The organism is Oscillospiraceae bacterium (assembly GCA_015065085.1).
Lineage (GTDB): Bacteria > Bacillota > Clostridia > Oscillospirales > SIG627 > SIG627.
Genome location: SVQW01000002.1, coordinates 242,658 through 264,714, shown reverse-complemented (window position 1 = coordinate 264,714; position 22,057 = coordinate 242,658). Strand labels below are relative to the sequence as shown.

Genomic DNA, 22,057 nt, shown 5'->3' with positions numbered 1-22,057 from the left:
AGGTATCAAGTCCGTGCATACGTCCCAGAACGGTAATGAACATTCCTCTGGTCATGGTGACCTCGGGGCTGAATTCTGTGGGGCTTGTACCGCCGAACAGCGCACGGTCGGAAACGAAGTTTATGTAGCCCTCGCCCCAGTGTCCTGCAATGTCAACATAATCCTTATGATTTGCGCCTATTGCATATGTACCGGGCTTGTTTGCAACGTAGGAGGTGTAGCCGTAGTCATTGGTGTAGCTGAGCGCAACAATGCTCTTGTTACCGTTTGCGTCGGTGTAGGTTACAACAGAGCTGTTGTCGGCATTTTCGCTCTGAAGAATGAATTTTCTTTCGTCAAGCGTATCGGCAATTGTGCCGCCGGGGATGATTGCCTTGAACATATCTCCGTTTAGCTGAGCGGATTTTGAGAAGTCTTCGGTACCGCCTGCAGCAAGGAACGCGAATGCCTCTTCCTTTGTGCGGAAGAATCCTATACGGTTGATATATATCTTGGTGTCAAAGCTTACTCTGTCGTTGACAGGGTCCAGACGCATGGAGTTGATAGTGCCTTCCCATGTTCCGTTGGTTATGTTGTTAAGATCAAGAATGTAGTCTGTCCAGTAGCCATTGGGATTGAGCTTGAACGACTCATAGAACTTGCTGGTAAGATTGGGAACCTTATCGGAGGTGAAGAAGAGACCGCCTACGGTAGACTCGGTAGCAGCCTTGTATCTGTAGGCGAACCAGTGGAATTCTTCTGCGGCAAAGGGAATTTCAAACTGACGTGCAATGGTGGGGTCATTTCCGTTGGGAATGAACTTAAGGTTGCCCATTTCCAGCTCGGAGCTTGCCTGATGGAGTGCCCATTTGGAAACCTCTTCTGCGTTATCAAAAATGAAGTGAGGGCTGTTTTTGTCCCACTCAACATTGGAATAATCAATTTTTTCTCTTGCTTTATCGTAAGCCATGGCATCCTCCTCGGTTTCAAAAAAGGCGATGTAGTCGATATCCATACTGCTTCCCTTGGGCATCTGACCCGAAGGCTCTGCGATCCACATACAGTCAAAGCGTAACTGGTTTATCTTACCTTCCCAGTAGGACTTACCGCCCTGCTTCTGTGCATTGTGGTCACTTATATTGAAAATATATTCTTTATATTCGGTGTCTTGGGCGGTGATGGGAAAATGCGTACAGCTCTCGGCAGTGATTTTCGAACCGGTTGCTTCCGAGGCAAAATGCATTTCGAAAACAGCAGCCTGAGAATGGTTCATTATACGTATTTTCATCCATTTGTACTTTGGATCAAGCTCGGTGTTGACAACGAAATGAGGGTCACCGGTCTGTCCTTCATTCAAATCGTGGGTGGAAGTAATTGTTGCATAGTTCTCACCGTATGTAAGTTCAGCAGCATACAGTGTGCTGTATTTTATAGGTGCGGTGAAATCCGGTGTCAGAAGAAAACCCGGTTCTGCGGCAAATGCGCTTATACATAGAACGGATATAAGCAATGCAAAAAAAAGAATTTTTTTCATATATATAAGTCTCCTTATAGATTTGTTAGGTAATTATATCACAATGTTTTAAAAAAATCAAGGAAAAATGTAGTCTTTTTTCACTAAAAATTTGTCCATTTTTTGCAAAATGCGAATATACATATTCAGCTGTATTGCATTTTTTTGTAAAATGTTGTATAATGAGATAAGTACATCAAAGGAAAAGGTGTTTTATTATGGTTTGTACAGTATCTTCTGCCGGAATAAACGGCATAGACGGATACATAATACGCTCCGAATGCTCTTCAAGCGGAGGACTTCCGGGAATAAGCATAATCGGTCTTCCCGATAATGCGGTCAAGGAATCGCTTTCCCGTGTTGAATCTGCACTGAAAAATAACAATCTACCGTTTATCAAGGGCAAAACAGTAATAAATCTCGCTCCGGCAGATACCAAAAAGGAAGGTTCATCACTGGACCTGGCGATACTGGTATCTCTTTTGTGCCATTCGGTGCTGTCGGATGTGGATATGGAAAATAAATGCTTTTTGGGTGAATTGTCACTTACCGGCGAAGTGCGCGGAATAAAAGGCGTTCTGCCCATGTGCATTGCCGCCAAGAACAGCGGACTTACCAAAGTCTATCTCTCGGAGGAAAACGCACAGGAGGCTTCGCTTGTCAGCGGTATAGAGGTATACGGTGTTCGTGATATCGCACAGCTTGTGTCCCATCTCAGAGGCGAAACGGCAATCGCCCCCACACCACACAATGCGGAGATGATACTGCAGGAGCCTGTCCCCACAGTGGATTTTTCCGAAATCAAGGGTCAGGCATTTGCAAAACGTGCAATGGAGGTTGCTGCCGCAGGTGGTCATAACGTTTTGCTTATAGGGCCTCCGGGAGCAGGAAAAAGCATGATTTCAAAAGCTTTGCCGGGAATTCTTCCCCGAATGAGCTATGATGAAATGCTGGATGTAACCAAGATACATTCCGTTGCGGGTATGCTTCCGCAGGATAAACGTCTTATGACACTCCGCCCTTTTCGCTCTCCGCACCATACAATGTCGGTGGCGGGACTTTCGGGCGGCGGTACAAACCCTGTACCGGGTGAATTATCCCTTGCGCATAACGGCGTACTGTTTCTGGATGAGCTTCCCCAGTTTGAAAAGCGTGCTCTTGAGGTCATGCGTCAGCCGTTGGAGGATAAAAATATAACCGTTACCCGTGTGAAGAATAAAATTACTTTTCCCTCGAATTTCATGCTGGTTTGTGCCATGAACCCTTGCCCTTGCGGATATTACGGCAGTACACAGAGGGAATGCAAGTGCTCCACCACCGCCATCAATAACTATTTGGGAAAAATATCGGGGCCGCTGGTAGACAGAATAGATATACAGATAGAAGTTCCCGCAGTATCCTATGACGAGCTTACTTCAAGTACGCCTTCCGAATGCTCGGCGGATATACGCTTGAGGGTGAATCGTGCCAGAGAATTTGCAGTGCAACGCTTCGGAGATTTGGGAATATATAAAAACTCAGATGCTTCCGGCAAGCTTATGCGTGAGAGGGGCGGGCTGACCGCGAAGGCGGCTCAGACTTTGGAGCTGGCGTTCAATCATATGAATATGTCGGCACGCGGATATGACCGTGTATTGCGTGTTGCGCGAACCATCGCAGATATGGAGCAAAGCGAAAGTATTGCGGAACAGCATATTTTCGAAGCTCTGCAATACCGCGCCGCCGATAAAAAGTATTTTCGTAATTGAATTGTAAAAAGACTTGCTATATAATTAAAAGTATAGTCAGCATATTTAATTTCATAATTTACAACTCGCGTATTTTGTTTTATAATATAATATGTAAGTAAATAAAGTGTAAAGGAATGGTTTTATGATTTACGGTGTAGCGTTGCTCGCCGGTTGTATGTTTGTCGGCTCATTCGTCGGAAATCTGATAGGTTTGTGGACGGGTTTGAATTCCGATGTTGGTGGTGTCGGTTTTGCAATGATTTTGCTTCTGATTGCCACCAACTCAAAAAAAGTCAACAGTATTTTACCGCAGAACTATACCAAGGGAATTGAATTCTGGAAAGAAATGTTCATTCCGGTTATTATAGCCATGTCTGCTTCTCAGAATGTTGTAAGTGCTCTTGACGGCGGTGCGCTTGCACTCTCGCTGGGTGTTGGCATTGTTGTAATTATGCTTCTTCTCATCCCTGTTTTCAATATGTTTTCGCCAAAGGAAACCAAGCAAGAGGATAAGGAGGTTCAGAAATGAGAGCATTGGCTGATATCTTTGTAAGTCTTTTTGTCGATAATGCTTTTGTAATGTCATTTTTGCTGGTCGGTATTATTGTTGTGCTGTCAACCGGCATTTCAAAGCTTACTCAAGGCAGAATTCATACGTCTGCGATAGCAATTATTTTAGGTCTTATTCTCGCTTATGTGGGCGGTAAGGTTGCAGGCGGTTCAAAGGGCATTGCAGATGTTTCCGTTTTCACCGGCATAGGCGTTCTCGGTGCATCTACATTACGCGACTTTACAATCGTTTCTACTTCTTTCGGTGCAAAAATGTCCGAAATAAAAAAGTGTGGACTTGTGGGCGTTATTGCTCTGCTTGTCGGTGTTGTGGTTACATTCTTTATAGGTGTAGCGGTTTCATTTGCGTTTGGTTATCGTGATGCCGTCAGTGCTTGCACTATTGCGGCAGGCGCAGTCACCTTCGTTGTGGGCCCCGTCACCGGTGCTGCACTTGGTGCGGATTCCGCGGTTATAGCAATTTCCATCGCGGTAGGTGTATTCAAATCTATCGCAGTAATGGTTATTACACCCATGGTGGCAAAAAAGATTGGACTTAACACTCCCCGTGCAGCAATGGTATTCGGCGGTCTTATGGGAACAACCAGCGGAACAACCGCAGGTCTTGCCGCAACAGACCCCAAGCTTGTACCCTACGGCGCAATGACATCTACATTTTATACGGGTATGGGATGTCTTCTCTGCCCGTCGGTATTATATTTTATTGTAAAGATATTTTTACCGTAATGTACATATGAGCTGTAACAGTTTTTGTTGCAGCTTTATTTTTTATAACAGAGTGAGAATAAATGAAAACAGTTTTTATAGTAAATCCTCACGCAGGTCGGCAAAATAAGGCACAAATGCTGATCGATGAGATAAATGAATTATGCAGCATTGAAACCGAAATATATTTGACCAAAGCTGTTGGAGATGCTACGCGGTATATTCGCGAGTACATTAATAATCATGGACCTGCCAGATTTATTGCTTGTGGCGGTGACGGTACATTCAACGAGGTTCTGAACGGCATTAAGGATTGCGATGCCGCTGAAGCAGGTGTGATTCCCATCGGAACCGGAAATGATTTTCGCCGTAATTTTTCCGGTTTATTTGATGATATTACAAAACAGATTAATGCAGGTACCGTAAAATGCGACGCCATCAGATACACCATCCAAACAGACGGTGAAGCCGTTACGGGATATTGTGCCAATATGTTTAATATCGGTTTTGACTGCAATGTTGCCGATATGACGGCAAGAATTAAGAAGAGCCCGTTTATTTCAGGCTCGGTGGCATACTTTGTGTCTATACTTATTAACCTTATAGGCAAAAAAGGAGCAAATCTTGATATTGAAATTGATGGCGAAGCAATGTACAGCGGCAAATTGCTTCTGACGTCCATAGCGAACGGCTGTTATTGCGGCGGCGGTATAAAGAGTAATCCGCTGGCATCCGTTTGCGACGGAACCATTAATATAAATATAATAAAAAATGTTCCGAGACTGAAATTTTTGAGGTTGTTGCCCGCGTATATGAAAGGCACGTTTATGAGTATCAGTAATATAGATAAGATAATTCTGAGCACAAATTGCAGGAAAATCGCAGTTACACCCCTTAACGGTAAAATGCGCCTTTGCATAGACGGCGAAATTGTAAATGCCGGAAGAACTGAGTTTGAAATCTGCCCCGGAGCATTCAATTTTGTTGTACCGTCCGAAGTAAAACAGCCCATGACCGTATAATAACATTTGAAAATAAACAATCAGCAGGTGATACACGATTATCACCTGCTGATTGTTTAATAATGATATTTATTTTTCATCCCGTAAAGGAACAGTATAGTAACAATGAAAGCCATAAGCTCTGCAACCACGATAGAAAACCATATTCCGTCGATACCCCATATTATGGGCAAAAGCATAACTGCGGCTATCTGGAAAACCAGCGTTCTCAAAAATGATACGATTGCCGATACAAGCCCGTTGTTGAGTGCGGTGAAGAATGATGAGCCGTATATACACACTCCCGCAAACAGGAAGGAGAACGAAAAAACATAAAACCCTTTTACCGTCATGGCGAGAAGCTGAACATCGTAGCCCACAAATATTTCAGACAGAGGAACTGCCAATAATAATCCCATAAGAAGCATAGCCAGAGAAAGCACACCTATTATTGTAAGACTCTTTTTTACAAGGCTTTTAAGTTCGCTGTGGTTCTCGGCACCGTAATGAAAGCCTACGATGGGAGCCGTTCCTATGGAATAACCGATAAAAGCAGAAATGAATATCATGTTGACATACATTAGCACGCCGTAAGCCGCAACACCGTTTTCTCCTGCGTATTTCATCAGCTGAATGTTGTAAAGCATACCTACAAGTGACATGGATATGTTGGACATCAGCTCGGATGAGCCGTTGGTGCAGGTCTTAAAAAAGGCTTTACCGTAGAATTTCGTTCGTGTGAGACGCAGAATACTGCTGTTTGGCAGAGCAAAAAATAAAACCGGACAAAATCCGCCTATTGCCTGGCTTATACCCGTGGCGGCGGCTGCACCTACAAGCCCCCATCGGAAAACTCCTACAAAAAGTGCGTCCAGTACCATGTTCGCAACACCTGATGCAACCGTCACATAAAGCCCGAGCTGAGGCTTCTCGGCTGTTATGAAAAAGGTCTGAAATTCCATCTGAAGCATGAATGCGGGAAGAGCGATAAGAACTGTTCTGCCGTAGGTTACACAGTCCTCAAGAAGCTGACCGTCCGCCCCCAGAAGTGCAGAAATGGGACGCAGAAAAACTATACCCAGCGCGCTCAGAACTATACCGCATGCGATGGAAATATAAACCAGCATGGAAAAATATTTGTTTGCAAGAGCATTGTCACCCTCACCTAAGGTTTTTGATACCAGCGCGCTTCCGCCCGCTCCGAACATAAAACCCAGTGTACCCAGAATCATGAGGAAGGGCATTATGAAATTGACGGCGGCAAAAGGTGTTTTACCTACAAAGTTTGAAACGAAAAAACCGTCCACCACACCATATACCGACGAAAATATCATCATTATTATTGATGGGAATGTAAAGCGTAAAAGCTTTTTATATGTAAAATGGTCTGAAAGCTGAATAGTCATAATGTGAATGCGAAAACTCCTCAAAAAGATGTACTATTCTTCAAAAACCGCCGCATAAACATCGTCGGCGATTTCCTCTACTGTACGTCCCGCATCGATTATGCGAATGTTCTCACGCTGGTGGATAAGCTCAAAAACGTCGTAAAAACGGGAGCGTATTTTTCTCAGAGTGTCAGTGTTCTCAAAAATCTCGGCAAAGGCACGGCTTTCACTTATGCGTTGAGCGCTTTTTTCCGGGTCAAGATCAAGAAATATGCAAACGTCCGGTCGGGTAATTTGAGGACAGCTGAGATTTATATCCATCACCCAGTTAAGGTCAGCGTCTATGCCCTGATATGCAAAGGAAGAATAATAATATCTGTCGCAAATGACATATGTACCTTCGTCCAGCATCTTTTTTATGCCGTAAACAGGGTTTTCGTTATGGCTGATGCGGTCAGCAAGAAACATCGACGCCAATTCGTAGGGTGTTCTTGGGGTGGTGCCGTTGAGTGCATCACGTATAAGCCCACCAAGTCCGGAAGCTGTCGGTTCGGCAGTGCGTGCCACATTTATTCCCTTTTCTTTAAGACGTTTTTCAAGCAAAGCAATTTGAGTGCTTTTTCCCGAGCCGTCAATGCCTTCAAAAACAATGAATTTACCTTTTGTACCGTTTTTAATTGTATTTTCCTGTGCTTTAGGCTGTACGTTCATAACAATCTCCTGTACACAAAAATAGGGCGGACATTGTGTCCGCCCGTAAAGTACCGATTAATAGTTTTCCTTGCGAACCTCGAAATATGCCTGAGGATGTGCACATACCGGACACATGCCGGGAGCCTTGGGTCCGATATGGATATGACCGCAGTTACGGCATTCCCAGATTGCATCGCCATCCTTGGAGAATACAACTCCGCCCTCAATGTTGGCTGCCAGCTTGCGATATCTTTCCTCGTGGGTTTTCTCGATTGCCGCTACCTTTTCAAACAGCAGAGCGATGGTGGTAAAGCCTTCCTCACGTGCAGTTTTTGCAAATTCTGCGTACATTTCGGTCCATTCATAGTTTTCGCCGCTTGCAGCATCTGCAAGATTGTCGATGGTAGAGGGGATTTCGCCGCCCATGAGCAGCTTGAACCAAATCTTTGCGTGTTCCTTTTCGTTGTTTGCAGTGTCTTCAAAGAGAGAAGCTATCTGCTCATAGCCGTCTTTCTTTGCCTTGGATGCGTAGTAGGTGTATTTATTTCTTGCCTGAGATTCGCCTGCAAACGCAGCCCAGAGATTAGCCTCGGTTTTTGTACCCTTGATGTTTTCCATAATATACCTCCCAAAAATATAAGTATGGTATTAGTATATACCAATTTTTAAAAAAAATCAACATTTTTTCAAAAAAAACATAGCCGTGAAAACACAGCTATGTTTTTTGCTTATTTCTTGCTCAACTTAAGGCGTACCATAGCGCGGGTAAGCGAAATAGCAGTGTGTCGGTGCTCGTAAATGCTTTGCTGTTGACGAAGCTTTTCCATAGCGCGCTCCCGTGCACTCTGAGCACGGGAAATGTCTATTTCGTCCGGCCATTCACACGCCTGTGAAAATACCAATACCTCGTCCGGGCGAACTTCCACAAAACCCTCGGAATGGAACGCAACACGGACGCCGTTTTCATCCCGTATTTTTAACTCTCCCACTGCAAGTGAGGCAACCATGGGGGTGTGCCCCTTGAGTACGGTTATTTCGCCGTCGGTAGACTGAAAGGTGAGTGCAACTGCGTCGGTTTCAAGAAACTCGCGCATGGGTGTTATTATTTCAAGCTTAAAGGTATTCATAACGTTTTCGCCTTTTCACGTGCATCGTCGATATCGCCCACCATGAAGAATGCCGCTTCCGGAAGGTCGTCCGCCTCGCCGTCAACAATCTGACGGAAGCTTTCCACTGTCTTTTCAAGCGGAACGAATTTTCCCTCGTTACCGGTGAATGCCTTTGCAACGGAAAGGGGCTGAGACATAAAGCGTTGGAGCTTTCTTGCACGGTAAACAGTGGTTTTGTCCTCCGGGGACAGTTCGTCCATACCCAGTATAGCGATAATGTCCTTAAGGTCGTTGTAACGCTGTAAGCACTCCTGAACTCTGCGTGCCACATTATAGTGAAGCTCGCCAACGATTTCAGGCTCCAGTATACGGCTGGCGGAATTCAGTGGGTCTACCGCAGGATAGATGCCCTGCTCGGAAATGTCACGGGAAAGTACGGTAGTTGCATCAAGATGAGTAAATATTGTTGCAGGCGCAGGGTCTGTAAGGTCATCCGCAGGTACGTATACCGCCTGAACGGAGGTAATAGAGCCGTTAGCGGTGGAGGCAATACGTTCCTCCAGCTCACCCAGCTCGTTAGCCAGCGTAGGTTGATAACCTACTGCGCTGGGCAGACGTCCCAGAAGAGCACTTACCTCGTTGCCCGCCTGAACAAAACGGTAAATATTATCAATAAATAAAAGCACGTCCTGCTTTTTTCTTTCGCGCAGATATTCTGCCATAGTAAGGCCTGCAAGAGCGACTCTCATACGGCTTCCCGAGGGCTCATTCATCTGACCGAATGCAAGAATGGATTTATCAATAACACCGCTTTCGCGCATGTCATTCATAAGCTCGTTACCCTCGCGGCTTCTTTCACCCACACCGGTGAATACCGAATAACCGCCGTGATTGGTAGCGACGTTGTGGATAAGCTCCATGATAAGAACCGTCTTACCTACACCCGCACCGCCGAAAAGTCCGATTTTGGAACCTTTTGCGTAGGGGACAAGCAGGTCAATTACCTTTATTCCCGTTTCCAGAAGCTCGGTGTTTGGCTTTTGCTCGCTAAGAGAGGGAGGAGCGTGGTGTATATCCCAGTATTCATCCGCTTTTATCTCTCCGAGACCGTCAATGGGACGTCCCAGAACGTCCACAACACGTCCTATAACGCTGTCGCCTACGGGAACCTTTATGCCCTCGCCGTTGGAAAACACTTCTGTTCCGCACTTAAGACCGTCGGTTGCCTCCAGCGCCACACAGCGAACTATACCGCAGTCAATATGAGCGGCAACCTCCATGTGGTAGGAGTTATTTTCAGTGGTGACAAGAGTATTTATATGGGGCTCGCATCCCTCATCGAAGCGTACATCGATGACAGGACCGGATATTTTTATGATACTTCCCTTATGTGTAGTCATTTTCATCAATCTTTCGTAAAAATTTCCACCGCAGAAGCAATTTCTGTAATCTCGGCGGTTATGGCACTCTGACGTGCCGTGTTATATTCGAAATTAAGCTCTTCTATCATGCTGTCGGCGTTGTGTGTCGCACTCTGCATAGATGTCATACGGGCGGCATGCTCACTTGCCGAAGCATGGTTGAGAAATCCGTATACCATGCCTATGCAGTATTGCGGTACCATAGTGTCGAAAACCTCCATGGGAGAGGGCGAGTAAAGCACCTGCGTGTCATAGTTGTATTCGATGTTTACATCATCGAATATGTCAAGCGATAACGGCAGAAGCTTTATGCATTCCGCTTTCTGCACTACGGAATTAACATATTTTGTGTATACTACATATATTTCGCTGATTTCGTCGCTGTCGTAAAGCTGAATAAGGTGCTCTGCAATCTGACGGGCATAGTATAATGACGGCTTCTGAGAAGCACCCAGCCAGTCCGTATCAACTTCAAAGCCCTTTGCCTTGAGCATTTCGTTTCCGCATATTCCCACATTGGAAATAAATGGTGTTACTTCATGACGGCTCATGCTTTTTACGGCACAGTCAACTACATTGAAGTTATAGGCACCGCACATGCTTTTGTCAGCCGAGATAACAAGATATGCCGCACGCTTGCCGGTGTCCTCCACATAGTGATGGTGCACCGAGGTGCTCATGCGCAAAATATCCTTAACAGCCGCACGTATACGGCGCATATACATCTGATTGTAATCTATCACCTGCATAGCCTTTTTCATGCGCGAGGTGGACAAAAGATACATTGCGTTTGTAATCTGGCGTGTCTGCTCAACCGCCTTTGCCTCGTGACGTATGGCACTTAAGTTACGTACCATACTCAGTCACCCATTCCCTTCATAAACTCTTTTACCGCAATACCCAATTCGTTTGCGGTTTCCTCGTCAAGGTCGTGCGTGTCGGTGATGCGGTTGACAATATTGGAATAGGAAGAGCGTATTTCGTTTATAAGGGCGGTACGGGCATTGTTTATGTCAGAAACCTTAACGCTGTCAAAAGCGTTTTTACCGAACGCCGCAAGAGTTATTACTTCGTCAACCAAATCGAAGGTCTGGCCTCTGCCCTGTTTGAACAGTGCAGTAAGTCGTTCACCGTTGTCCAGCATCTTTTTGGTGGAAGAGTCAATATCCGAGCCGAAACGGGCGAAAACCGCCATTTCGCGGTACTGGGCAAGCTGTATACGCAGTGATCCCGAAACCTTTCGCATAGCCTTGTGCTGTGCACTTCGTCCTACACGGGATACCGAAAGACCTGTGTTTACCGCAGGGCGTATACCGCTGTGGAACAGCTCGCTTTCCAGATATATCTGACCGTCAGTAATGGAAATAACATTGGTGGGAATATAAGCAGAGATATTTCCGGCCGCTGTTTCGATTATGGGCAGTGCGGTTATACTTCCGCCCCCGAATTCGTGTGACAGACATGCCGCACGTTCAAGAAGACGTGAGTGAAGGTAGAATACGTCACCGGGATAAGCTTCACGTCCCGGCGGACGGTGCAGAAGCAGAGAAATCGTTCTGTACGCCACTGCATGCTTGGAAAGGTCGTCGTATACTACAAGAACATCTTTCCCCTTGGACATGAAATATTCAGCCACCGAGCAGGCTGAGTAGGGTGCAAGATATTGCATTGCGGGGCTGTCGCCTGCTGTTGCGGCAACAATAACGGAATATTCCATTGCACCTGCGTCGGTAAGAGTTTTTATTATTTGCGCTACGTTGGATGCCTTCTGACCGATGGCGCAGTAAATGCAGATAACGTCGGTATTTTTCTGATGAATAATCGTATCTACGGCGATAGAGGTTTTACCCGTCTGTCTGTCGCCTATAATAAGCTCGCGCTGACCGCGTCCTATGGGAATCATGCTGTCGATGGCAAGTATACCCGTTTCAAGGGGAGTATCTACGGGTCTGCGCTGTATAAGAGGGGGAGCCGGACGCTCGGCAGGCAGATAGTTCTTGGTGCTCAGTGGCATACCGTCCAGCGGTCTGCCGATGGGGTCGATAACTCTGCCTATAAGCTCTTCGCCTACCGGAACCTCGGTTACACGTCCGATACCGCGTACCTGGTCGCCCACTGCCACATTATCGGTGGTGTTGAGCAGTACGGCACCTACACCGTCCTCTTCCAGGTCAAGCGCCATACCGTAAACGTTGGAATTGAATTCAAGAAGCTCACCGTAGGAACGGTGGGGCAGACCCTCAATTCTGACAACGCCGTCGGCAACGCTTTTCACTCTGCCGTAGCGGTATATCAGCGGCTTGGGCTCAAAGCCGTCCACACGTTTTTTGAGAAACGCGCTGATATCATCCAATTTTATCTGGGACATGGCATTGCCTCCTTAGTTGAGAATATGGTTGCCTATTTCGTCAAGGCGTGTTCTGGTGCTCAGGTCGTAAATTTTGTTTTCGATGTTAAGTATAAAACCGCCAATGATGGAAGCATCGTCAACACGGGAAAACTCAAAGCTTTCGCCGTACTTATTTTCGATCTTGCCGCATATGATCTTGTATGTCTCTTCCGACATTGCGGGTGTTGCGGTTATGATAACGCGCTTCATACTATTTTACCCTTGGGGTTGACAAAGTACTCTTCGGCTACCTTTCTCACGTCGGTGTCCTTTATCTCACGTTCCAGTACTTTTTCGGAAATAATGAGCGCTGTGCGGACGATTTCCTTTTTGATATCCTCCTGCGCTTCGCGGCGGTCTTCCTCAATCTGCTTGTGAGCCTCGGCAATAATCTCCTCAGCCTGTTTACGGGCATTTTCAATAATTGCGGCAGACTTCTCGGCAGCCTTTATTTCGCCGTCTTTAATAAGCTTTTTTACTTCAACTTCGCTGTCTGCAAGGAGAGAGTCGTAGTCACTTTTCAGCTTATGTGCAGCGTCCTTGGCGTCCTGTGCCTCTTTTATTGCATCGGCGGTTTTCTTGGCGCGTGCATCAAGAAAATTCTTTACAGGCTTGTATAAAAGAGTTTTCACAATGACAAATATAAGGATAATGTTGATAATATTCAGGATAAGATCCATGGGAATTTTTGAAAAATCAAGTCCCGGCATTGAAACTACCTCTTATTCTCAGATTTTGGTGAAAAGTATAAGCGACATAACAAAGCCGTATATCGCGGTGGACTCGGTAAGTGCAAGACCCATGAGAAGAATGGAGTTAATCTTACCGGATGCTTCGGGCTGACGTGCAACGGCGTCTACTGCCTTGCTTGTCGCAAAGCCCATCATAATACCTGCGCCCAGACAGGGGAGAAGTGCGAGTGCGGATGCGAATGCGTTCATAATAAAATCCTCCTATTCTGCGGCTTCGTTAATAAACGTAAGCGACAGTGTAATAAAAATATAAGTTTGTATTAATGGGTGGAAAAGGTTGAAATAAAGCCCTGCAAGGGAAGTCACACCAACAGAATATCCGCCCAGTGAGTTTTGCAGAAGATGCATGACTATCATACCGCCCAGCATGTTACCGAACAGACGGCATGCAAGTGATACGGGCACAGCCACATCGCTGAGCACCTTCATGGGAAAGATAACAGGCGAAGGTGAGGCAAGAGACTTCAATCTTCCGCCGATACCTTTGACGCGGATACCGTAATAGTTGATCAGAAAGAACGTGCAAAGTCCCATCGATGCCGTAACGATAAGGTCGGCAGTTGGTGGACGCTTTCCGAATAATTCGCTCAACGCACTGCCTATCATGAACAGTGCAATGGAAACCATGTAAGCGGAAATATCGCCCGGCAAATGCTCACCGACAACACCCTTTACGAACTTGTCCGCTTCCTCAACGGCTATTTCTGCAATGTTTTGCAAGCCCTTGGGATTTTCGGTAAATTTCGGGAACACAATAAAGCGGAATAGCAGGCAAAGCACAAGTATTGCCGCTGTGATTATCCACATGGTGATGTTAGACTCGGAAAAGGATATTCCGAACAATTCCACTCTGGGAGCGAACAGCTCCACTTCCACGTGAATTCCCGTAAGCCCTCCGCGTATTTCATTGATGACACAGGCGACAAAATACCATGCCGCAATTACCATGCCCCAGAAATACAACCGGTTCTTGGTTTTAAGCTTTTTGTTACCCGGCTCTTCGCGGCGCTTGTGGGCAAGCGAGGCTTTGAGAATCAGAAGTAACACGAATACCAGCGCCGAAGCACCGATATTTATAACGAAACCCAAAAAATCATCTCCTTATTGCAAAGTTTAAAAACGAGCCGGCTATTATACCCACACCGTAGCCCGCCGCCGTATAGAGAAAATACGGCATAAAAAAGAAAATTAAGAGAATAAAAATTATATATAAAGCGAGCTTAGCCGCAATATACACTGCCATATGTCTTTTTTTCTCAAGCAGAGCGGCGGTTATTCTGCCAAGAAGCAGAAATTGCACAACGCCTATGATAAGCCCTGCAATTAAAAATAAAGCCTGAATCATTTTTACGTACTTAATGCGGTGCATTGCACCGCATTATCCTTTATATTTTTACATAAGACCCTTGTCGAACATCCACTTCACGGCACGTTCCATGGTTTCTTCGCAGGTGAATTGCGGATTGTATCCCAAAACACTTCTTGCCTTGGAGGTGTCTGCGCACATGTGGGAGTAAAAATGCCACCAGTAATCCACCGAGGGAGAAATTTCTGTTGTATATTTTTCCCATGAAACATACTCGATTTCGTTGTTACTGCCGTAAATACGGCTGTATGTATTCACAAATTCGGTGATTGTAAGAGCATTCACGGGCCCTGCATTGAACAGATTGTTGCCGGATTTTTCGGGATTTTCCGCCGCCAACGCAAACAGCATGGCAAGGTCCTGCGCATCGCAGGGGGAAATGAGAGGCTCGGCACCGTCGGGAAGATATATCTTGGCACCGTTTTTATGAGCCTTGTGAACATCAATACTTCTTCCGCCCATATAGTCCAGCGGAATTTTTCCCGGTCCGCAGACGTTGGGAATCATAATTGCCGTAAAAGGACATTTTTTGTCTTCAATCATGTCCATTATTTTTTCAAATCTTGCGGCATATCCCTTAAAGGGACAGTCACTTTGCTTCTTTTCGGGAGTGGGGACGTTTTTGGGAGCACCGTACATCCACAGCGAACCGCAACCGATAATATGACCTACACTGTCACCCAACACATCGTACACATTCCGGGCTGCACCGGGAAAATCAATTACCGTATCGAATTCACGGCTCTTGAGCGGAAAAAGCTCTTCGGGTGAGTTGGCGTTCAGAGTTATAGCCTCAAAACCGTCGGGCGCAATACCGCGTCGTGTGGCAACAGTGACATTGTGTCCTCTTTCGGCGAGAATACGGCATAAAAACGTACCCATGTGCCCCGTTCCGCCGATAACCAATATCTTCATAACAGTTCTCTCCTATTTATTATAAGGGTATTTTATCACTTTTTTAGCATAATGTCAATAGTGATTATGAACAAAAGAGCAAATTCGCATTCTTGCGTATTTGCTCTTTTTATCTGTGTGTTATTTGACAGGTCTTTCTATCATGTCGGTTTCTTCAAAGCTTCCCGTAGCGGTGTCAACACGGAAGGTCTTTACTTCGAATTTGCCGAAGGTAATGTCCTTGTCCGTACCGATGCAGGATATCTTGACAGATACCTTTTGAGCCTTATCCGACGAGTTGTAAAGACGGATGATATAACCGTTGCTGTCATAAGCTTTTTTGAAAGCGGAAAGCGTTACGGCTTTGTTGTCTATTGTGATGAAGCTGCTGCATTTTTCACCGTCTCCGCAGGGGAAGAAGCACAGCGCGTATGGCTTTTCGTTGAATACAGCCGCGTTGAAGTCTGCAAGGCTTATATCCTTGTCGCCGCAGAATTCAAAGGAAAATTCTCTTACGCCCATGTCGATATGCTTCATGTATCTGTCATTGGGAGCTAAACGGCGCAGCTCGGTGCAATTGGGGTCTTCTTCATAGGATCTGAGTGAAATGGGATGTGCGGAATATATGGGAGTACGTACAAGCGTCTGGGTAAGAGCTCCGTTTTCGTAGCTTCCCGAATATGAGCCGTCGTTGGAAATTATAAACGCACCGTCACTGTTCTTTACAGCACAGAACTTCTGGAATACTGCGGGAGAGCCGTCGGTAGGCAGATTTTCAGTGCCGAAAGCCGTCTGCCCCATAAATTCGCCGTCTATTGTGTTGAATGCAAGGCGCACCATCTTGTTGGCTTCATTCATATGAAGTACAACGTCAACCTTTACGGCATTGCCTTTTTTGGGAATAAAGAATCTTACACTTGCAAAAGAGGTTTTATAGCCGTACAACCCCTCAATAACAGTACGTACATCGCCGTCCTCGATTATCTGGAACGGACATACGTCTCCATCGGGATAGCCCAGAAAATCTGCTGCCTGCTCTTTTGTGAGGAGCTTGAATTCGCCCGCAATCTCACGGTACTTGTCGAGGTAGAAGCCCCATGGGTCCGCGTAGTCATTTATAACAAGAAGTTTTGCGGAATTTTTATCCAGCAGCTTTTTGCCATCCACGGTGTAGCTGTTTATAAGACCGGTGTCAGGGTCAAAGCTTATCTGCATACAGCCGTTGTCAAAATCAAACTTTTTGCCGAACTTCTTTATATCCCAGTTGATACAGTCTGTTTGTTTTTCAAGCACACAATCGAAGCGGTTCATGGTCATGGGCTCAAGGTGTGCATCTATGATAAGATTTTTACGCCAGTCAAGGTTAAGATTGCTGGTTTCCTTTTCAAACTGAGAAGGCACCTTTACACCGTTTTGGTAGACTGTACCTCCAGTGAAATCACCGTAGTGCCAGTTCTGGTCGGAAAGCTGGAATTCGCAGGAAATCTGTGTATCAACAGGATAAGGATGCGGATTATATACCAGCACGGGAATAGTGTTTTCTTTTGCCTTGGGCTGGCCTCCCGCAAGTGCGAAGAAAGCACGTGACTGCAGGTTTTCCATGTTGTAAATGCCGTGACCCAGACGGTTGAGAGAATCAATTTCGCCCGGTTCAATCATTGTTCCGGGAAGAATGTCATGAAATTCACAGAACATTAAATCTTCCTGCGCCTGTCTTATTGCGTCGGAGTCATACTCCGTGCCATACATAAGATTTGCGTGCGCCAGCATTTTTTCGCTCATGTACAATATGTTTTCAAGCTGTCTGTTCGCCTTTTTTATGCGCGCCATAGTTGTGTAACAGCCGGTGGCGAAGGGACGTATGGATTCCTCCAGAACCGGGAGCTTTTCAATGTCCAATGTGTCCAGGTGCGCATTGGGGTTGGAATGGATAAGATTGATATTTTGATTCTTAAGCTTTTTTGCTATTTCCGCAATGTCATTAAGGTCGCGTCTGGAAGCTCCGCCACCGTGGTCACCCACACCCCACAGAAGCATGGCATCCTGCGGAATATCGCCTTTATGGAACTGAATAAAGCGGTTGATTTTATTTTCCATATCGCCGTAAACCGAGCCGTAGCCCTCAAAGGTCTTGTGTGCGATTATTTCACTGCTGTCAAAGCCGACCCATTTGTAGTCACCGGGAGCGAGAATACGCGCTAAGATGTAGCTCTTGTACCCGCTTTTTTTGAGTATCTGAACAAGTCCGCGGGTGTGTCCGAAGGAATCATAATTCAGAGCAACGTCGGGCTCAATACCGAACTTTTCAATAAAATAATTCTTGCCGTAAAGTATCTGACGCGCAAAGCTTTCGCCGGAGGGAATATTACAGTCGGGCTGATTGTACCAACCGCCCACTATTTTCCACTTTCCGTTTTTTACATGCTTTTTTATGCGCTCGAAAAGCTGAGGCTCATGCTCCTCTACCCATTTATAGAGCAACGCTTCATTGTGGTTGAAAACAAATCCGTCAAATTCATCGCAAAAATCTGCGGCACATCTGAAAGTGGATATTCCTGCCGCTGCACCCTCCTGCCATCTCCACAGCCATACAGGGTCAAGATGAGCGTTACATATAAGATGAAGTCTTTTTTCCATTTTTGTATCTCCTTTTTGTTTAGAGAATTCGTTTTCTTTGTCTTAGTATACCAACAAAAAATATAACTGTCAATAGAAATTTTATGCTCTCCTGCACTTGAAAATATATTAAAAATACGGCAGAATCCATTGATTCTGCCGTATTTTATAAAACTAATCAAGTGTCACAAATACACCCTGACCGCATTCCAGAGTGAGTGTATACACGCCACTTTGCGGTGTAAGTACGGTTTTTACTCCCATGGGGTATGCCGTGACGGTATTATAGTTGTCCGCGCGGAAGGTGAGTGTAACTGTTTTTTCATCTGCAATCTCGGACATATTAACTACCGTAAAGGCTTTTCCCGCACCGATTTTCTTTTCAAAGCAACCAAACAGTAAAAGGTCGTCGCAGGTTATATCGGTTATTGCGTCAAAATCAGTGTATTGGTCGGAAATGTAAAGATAGTGGGAATTTTCAGTGCTTTGAACTTTGCCGTAATTGTGGTTGAAGGCACCCAGGTTTTTGTATTGCATGAATATGTCTGAAATCATATTGACCTCTTTGAGAACGGGTTTAAGGTCGTAATATGCCTGAGTGTTGGTGTAGTTTTTGACATTAACAATGGAGGGAAAGTCAGTATAGCCGGCATAGTTCCATGCCATAAGCCCCGTACAGCCGAAGCTTAACAGAGAATATATCTGCCAGCGGTATTCCTGAGAGTTTGGTGTACGCTTTGCTTCATTCCATCCGAAGGTCTGGAAACAGCAGTAAAATTCACACTCGCTGTCTCTTGCCACATCGGCAATTATATTGATGTATTCAAGATAATTGTTCATTGTGGTTTTCTGACCGTCTGACCAGCTGAGAGGGTAGATGTCGGTGCAGATATAGGGCGCGTTGAATTTATCAACAAACTGCTGACAGTAGTCTCGGTATATTTCGGTTCGTTCTTCAAGACCACTGTAGCTGCCGAGACTGAGGTCTGTTCCCGCACCGTATTTCAGCTGTGCTTTGGAGGCATACATTGGTAAAAGGTTTACAAAGGGGATTTTTCCGGTTTCTTCGTAGTACATGTTTGCAACCGTTGCAAGAGCGTCGTAATTATCTGTACCCGGCTCGTCGGTAATGTAATTTCCGAACCACGAGTCGCGGTCGGTGTAAGAACGGATACGGTTGTAGTCTACCGTTCCTTTTGATGTGTTGAATACCGGAATATCACGGGCAATTATCTGTACGCCGTATTTGTCAGCCATGTTAAACAGAAAGCCTTTGTCCCATCCCATTCCGGCAATAAGCCAGTTGAAACCGCAATCTGCGTAGCTTCGGAAAAAATCCTCCGTGAATTCAAAGTCGTTTATACCGCTCCAGGCGGCAATTTTTATACGGGGCTTTGAGTAATACTCACTGTCATATCCGTCGTAGCCTTCAACGCCCAGAATAACGCGTATAAGGCGCGCGAATATTTGTGCACCGTCGGCACGTGTCATTATTGCGGAGTGGTCAAACAGCTTTTCATCCTGCTCGCTCATTACTCCCAGATCCAGCATTTTTACTATTGCAATTTCGGCAGCGTCGGAAAGCGAAGCAATATCAGAAACAGGAGAGATATTTGAATATTCCCGTATTCCGTAATTGTAGACTTCAAGATATTTTTTCAGTGTGAGAGCAACATCACTGCGCGTCACGGGCTTTTCGCTCAGGAAGCTTTCATCTGTAAAAGCAACGTTTATGCCGTTTTCTTCAGCCCAATCAAGGTAGGGAGCATAATATTCGTTTTCTGCTGTGTCCTTGTAGGAGGTAATGCCGTCGTAAAGCGAGGTATCTGTGTTGTGCATACGTCCCAGAGCTGTAATAAGCATTCCGCGGGTAAATGGCATATCGGGTGAAAAAATGTTCGCATCTGTACCTTGCATTATACCTCGGCAGGCTATATCGGTTATGTATTCCTCGGCATGATGCTGTACAGTGTCTTCAAAAAACGCGTCGGCATAGCCCAGATAGTATGCCCCTTTCTTGTCACTTGCGGCAAAGTGCGGATATTTATCGGATTTGGTCACATAAGACAGCGGAATAGGCTTAAAGAGGTCTTCATCTTCAGCTTTGAACATAACAACAAGACGTGAGCTTTCCGATGAAGGCTGTGTATTAATGGTAGTGTAATCGTTAAAGGCGGAATTTTCGGAAAGCATAAAATTCTGCCAGCTCAAGCCATTTGCCATAATAGCCTTGCGGTAAAAATCGGTACGGTGTGTAATATTACTGTTTGCCGCCTTAAAATCGGGCTTGGGCGGTGCAGGATGGGATGCGAAATAGCTGTCAAGCTGTTCTTCGGTTTCAAACAGTGCGATGGTATCAATAAAGATTTCTTCGGTATAATTGGTGTATGAAGAATTTATGGGGTCCAGACGGAATTTTGTCATAAGCCCCTGCCAAAGCTGATCGTCGTAGTCGTTGCCCTTATACTGTTCATAACGCTCGGAGCTGTCGGAGGCAGGGTCCGAAAGGTCGATTTTGTAAACAAACCAGTCGTTTGAGGTGATATTTTCCGACGGAATTGTAAATTTGGAATGGCTTGGCGCTATAATATCCGGATCGGCAAGGTCCTCGTAAAACCATTCACCGATAAGCTGTTTATCGGACGCACTTTTCAGAGCCATGCGCACTGCCGCCCATTTGAACTTATCAGCGTCAATGAAACCTCCTTTTTCCGCATTGGCAGTGTAACTGATATATGGGTCGCTTGATCCGGGTACCAAGTAACCTGCATTTTGAGTGCAGGTGAAGCTGCAACCGTTGGTTGACCATTCTTCGATATCACTCGGGTTTTTAAAATTCCAGATATGTATATCACCGTCGCCGTCGTTTGCAGTATCCTCTCTCAGAAATGCACGTGCTTCCTCAACGGTGGCAAAAAAGCCCGCTTTGTCCAGATAAACCAGTGCATCAATATCGTTTGAACCCGTATTGTTTGAAACGTCAAAACGCACATCCGTAACATTTCCGTCCCAAGATGTCGAAGTTCTCATATCGGCGATACATTCTTGCCAGCCGTCAGTGGAGCTGTACTGTATATTAACGTGTTTCCAGCTTGACTGGGTGGTTGTCTTGAAAAACAGTGTCGCCGTGGAATTGTCTGATTTGACATTTGCGCGAAAGGCGAAAATCGGAAATGATTTTGCATCAAAGTAACGATCCTCCGCAAGGTCGGCTATTATCTGAGGGTCGGTTCCCAGAGATGTGAATTTTGCAATTCCCTTTTCGTAGGTGAGCGTGGAGCCGTTTACTCTCCACATAGAAAGTGTTTCGGGATTTTTAAAATCCCACTTTGGCGGAAGTATGCCTTTGTTCACACCGTTTTTCTCCGCGAGAAACGCTTTTGCCTCGGGAGCGGTACGGAAAAATCCCAAGCGTTCAATATCAATTTCGGTGTCGTATTCAATAAATACCTTTTCTGAGGTATCGCGCCAAGAGGGATATTGTGACATATCAATGATGTACTCTGACCATTCACTGCTTGCGGGAAGCTGTATTACGGCTTTTTCGGTTTTGTCGGTTGTGTAAAGCCCGAAGTTTCCGCCGTTTCGGCAACGTACGCGGACAGCGGCATAAGGTGTATTTTGCGCTTCAAATCGCTGTGACGGCTCAAGCGCAAACGATGCATTACCCGAGAAACAGGTGATAAATGTGTCACCCGTTTGGCATTCGGGCACAAAGTCCCACTGCTCTATAACTGCCATTTCATTGAAACACCAGTGCGGTACACGGTTGAAATACCCTTCGGGGGCGGCACATACAGGCAGCAAAAGTATTAAAGTGAGTATTATCAGTACAAAAGCTTTCTTCATGTTATCTCCTAAATATAAAGGCATTTTGTAAAATTATATACTATTTTTGAATATATGTCAACACAAAATATATTAATGTTGA

At 45.5% G+C, this 22,057-nt stretch carries 20 protein-coding genes; 4 read left to right on the top strand and 16 right to left on the bottom strand.

Annotation, left to right across the window (positions count from 1 at the left end; all coding sequences use genetic code 11):
• Window positions 1-1,513 (bottom strand): S-layer homology domain-containing protein (locus E7588_03715; protein ID MBE6688371.1); only part of this gene is annotated, 1,513 nt, incomplete at its 3' end.
• Between the two features lie 197 nt (window positions 1,514-1,710).
• Between E7588_03715 and E7588_03710 the strand changes: the two genes are divergently transcribed.
• The 4 genes from E7588_03710 (at window position 1,711) to E7588_03695 (ending at window position 5,519) form a co-directional block, all read left to right on the top strand.
• On the top strand, window positions 1,711-3,240 hold the full coding sequence (locus E7588_03710; protein MBE6688370.1) for an ATP-binding protein: 1,530 nt from the start codon (window positions 1,711-1,713) through the stop codon (window positions 3,238-3,240).
• A 124-nt stretch (window positions 3,241-3,364) separates the two neighbouring features.
• Window positions 3,365-3,751 (top strand): malonate transporter subunit MadL, encoded by a 387-nt coding sequence (gene madL, locus E7588_03705; protein MBE6688369.1) that lies wholly within the window; start codon window positions 3,365-3,367, stop codon window positions 3,749-3,751.
• On the top strand, window positions 3,748-4,518 hold the full coding sequence (gene madM / locus E7588_03700) for a malonate transporter subunit MadM (GenBank protein ID MBE6688368.1): 771 nt from the start codon (window positions 3,748-3,750) through the stop codon (window positions 4,516-4,518). The genes madL and madM overlap by 4 nt, the downstream gene beginning before the upstream one ends.
• Window positions 4,519-4,580: 62 nt before the next feature.
• On the top strand, window positions 4,581-5,519 hold the full coding sequence (locus E7588_03695; GenBank protein MBE6688367.1) for a YegS/Rv2252/BmrU family lipid kinase: 939 nt from the start codon (window positions 4,581-4,583) through the stop codon (window positions 5,517-5,519).
• A 56-nt stretch (window positions 5,520-5,575) separates the two neighbouring features.
• Here E7588_03695 and E7588_03690 read toward each other — a convergent pair whose 3' ends face one another.
• The 15 genes from E7588_03690 to E7588_03620 all read right to left on the bottom strand — a co-directional run bounded on the left by E7588_03690 (window position 5,576) and on the right by E7588_03620 (window position 21,999).
• A complete protein-coding gene (locus E7588_03690) occupies window positions 5,576-6,904 on the bottom strand; it encodes an MATE family efflux transporter (protein MBE6688366.1) in 1,329 nt (442 codons plus the stop codon).
• A 33-nt stretch (window positions 6,905-6,937) separates the two neighbouring features.
• On the bottom strand, window positions 6,938-7,597 hold the full coding sequence (gene tmk, locus E7588_03685) for a dTMP kinase (GenBank protein ID MBE6688365.1): 660 nt from the start codon (window positions 7,595-7,597) through the stop codon (window positions 6,938-6,940).
• Window positions 7,598-7,654: 57 nt separating this feature from the next.
• A complete protein-coding gene (locus E7588_03680; protein MBE6688364.1) occupies window positions 7,655-8,197 on the bottom strand; it encodes a rubrerythrin family protein in 543 nt (180 codons plus the stop codon).
• A gap of 110 nt (window positions 8,198-8,307) precedes the next feature.
• The gene (gene atpC, locus E7588_03675; protein ID MBE6688363.1) at window positions 8,308-8,706 is read right to left on the bottom strand and encodes an ATP synthase F1 subunit epsilon; all 399 of its coding nucleotides are present in this window, start codon (window positions 8,704-8,706) and stop codon (window positions 8,308-8,310) included.
• Window positions 8,703-10,088, bottom strand: coding sequence for a F0F1 ATP synthase subunit beta (locus E7588_03670; protein MBE6688362.1), 1,386 nt, complete (start codon window positions 10,086-10,088; stop codon window positions 8,703-8,705). The genes atpC and E7588_03670 overlap by 4 nt, the downstream gene beginning before the upstream one ends.
• A gap of 5 nt (window positions 10,089-10,093) precedes the next feature.
• Complete coding sequence (gene atpG, locus E7588_03665; GenBank protein ID MBE6688361.1) at window positions 10,094-10,966, bottom strand: ATP synthase F1 subunit gamma; 873 nt, start codon at window positions 10,964-10,966, stop codon at window positions 10,094-10,096.
• Window positions 10,967-10,968: 2 nt separating this feature from the next.
• The gene (locus tag E7588_03660; GenBank protein ID MBE6688360.1) at window positions 10,969-12,477 is read right to left on the bottom strand and encodes a F0F1 ATP synthase subunit alpha; all 1,509 of its coding nucleotides are present in this window, start codon (window positions 12,475-12,477) and stop codon (window positions 10,969-10,971) included.
• A 12-nt stretch (window positions 12,478-12,489) separates the two neighbouring features.
• Complete coding sequence (locus tag E7588_03655; GenBank protein MBE6688359.1) at window positions 12,490-12,708, bottom strand: F0F1 ATP synthase subunit delta; 219 nt, start codon at window positions 12,706-12,708, stop codon at window positions 12,490-12,492.
• The gene (locus tag E7588_03650) at window positions 12,705-13,208 is read right to left on the bottom strand and encodes an ATP synthase F0 subunit B (protein ID MBE6688358.1); all 504 of its coding nucleotides are present in this window, start codon (window positions 13,206-13,208) and stop codon (window positions 12,705-12,707) included. The genes E7588_03655 and E7588_03650 overlap by 4 nt, the downstream gene beginning before the upstream one ends.
• Before the next feature lie 18 nt (window positions 13,209-13,226).
• Window positions 13,227-13,439: an ATP synthase F0 subunit C gene (gene atpE / locus E7588_03645; GenBank protein ID MBE6688357.1), complete on the bottom strand. Its 213-nt coding sequence runs from the start codon at window positions 13,437-13,439 to the stop codon at window positions 13,227-13,229.
• 12 nt (window positions 13,440-13,451) lie between these two features.
• On the bottom strand, window positions 13,452-14,339 hold the full coding sequence (locus E7588_03640) for a F0F1 ATP synthase subunit A (GenBank protein ID MBE6688356.1): 888 nt from the start codon (window positions 14,337-14,339) through the stop codon (window positions 13,452-13,454).
• Between the two features lie 4 nt (window positions 14,340-14,343).
• Complete coding sequence (locus tag E7588_03635; protein MBE6688355.1) at window positions 14,344-14,595, bottom strand: hypothetical protein; 252 nt, start codon at window positions 14,593-14,595, stop codon at window positions 14,344-14,346.
• 48 nt (window positions 14,596-14,643) lie between these two features.
• Entirely contained in the window at window positions 14,644-15,531 is an 888-nt protein-coding gene (locus E7588_03630) for an NAD(P)-dependent oxidoreductase (protein ID MBE6688354.1), read from the bottom strand.
• Window positions 15,532-15,651: 120 nt separating this feature from the next.
• Window positions 15,652-18,147: an alpha-mannosidase gene (locus E7588_03625; protein MBE6688353.1), complete on the bottom strand. Its 2,496-nt coding sequence runs from the start codon at window positions 18,145-18,147 to the stop codon at window positions 15,652-15,654.
• A gap of 153 nt (window positions 18,148-18,300) precedes the next feature.
• Window positions 18,301-21,999: an S-layer homology domain-containing protein gene (locus E7588_03620; GenBank protein MBE6688352.1), complete on the bottom strand. Its 3,699-nt coding sequence runs from the start codon at window positions 21,997-21,999 to the stop codon at window positions 18,301-18,303.
• Between the last annotated feature and the right edge of the window lie 58 nt (window positions 22,000-22,057).